Annotated in this window: 1 protein-coding gene and 1 pseudogene; both read right to left on the minus strand. The window is 55.2% G+C overall.

Annotation, left to right across the window (positions count from 1 at the left end; all coding sequences use genetic code 11):
* A pseudogene (locus J2I46_RS32670) lies at window positions 1-383 on the minus strand (SusD/RagB family nutrient-binding outer membrane lipoprotein); the annotation flags it as partial.
* A gap of 19 nt (window positions 384-402) precedes the next feature.
* Window positions 403-612 (minus strand): hypothetical protein (locus J2I46_RS32675; protein ID WP_207333315.1); only part of this gene is annotated, 210 nt, incomplete at its 5' end.

Here is a 612-nt window from a genome sequence, read left to right on the forward strand (position 1 = left end):
TTCATGATCTTGGCCATCGCCTGCAGATAGGGCTGGTTCTGGGCTGCCGACTGCTGCTCGATGTAGTTGTAGTTCTTCAGGTTGGTATAGGCATTGTTCCAGATGGCCTGATTGAAGGTGTTGGTGAACTGGTAGTTCTTGTCCGAGGTGGCGATCGAATAGTTGCCGCTGTAGTTCCAGTAGCCCATCCACAGATTCAGAAACGTGAAGCTGGTCTGGTAGTAGGTGGCCGTGTTGGCCAGGGCGTTGGGCAGCACCAGCTCGGGGGTGGCGGCCGTGACCTGGTTGGGGTTGTTGTTGACGTCGAAGAACTCGTCTTTACAACCCGACGAGACGGCGAGCAGCAGAGCGAGAGATCCGATGGCTATTTTTTTGCTAAACATGGTCTTGTCTTGATTGAGGTTAGAAACCAATGCCCACGCGGAAACCGTAGAAACGGGTTGGGGGTGTCTGGTATTCGTTGGTGGTGCCCTGTGCGTTGGAGTTGTCCAGGGAGTACTCGGGGTCGGTGAAGACGTTGGTCTTTGGCCGCAGCATCAGCAGGTTTCGTCCGGTCAGGGCGATGTTGAAGGTCTTGACGAACTTGGTGAGTCCCAGGATGGAGGCGGGGAT

Source organism: Fibrella forsythiae (assembly GCF_017353175.1).
Taxonomy (GTDB): Bacteria; Bacteroidota; Bacteroidia; order Cytophagales; family Spirosomataceae; genus Fibrella; species Fibrella forsythiae.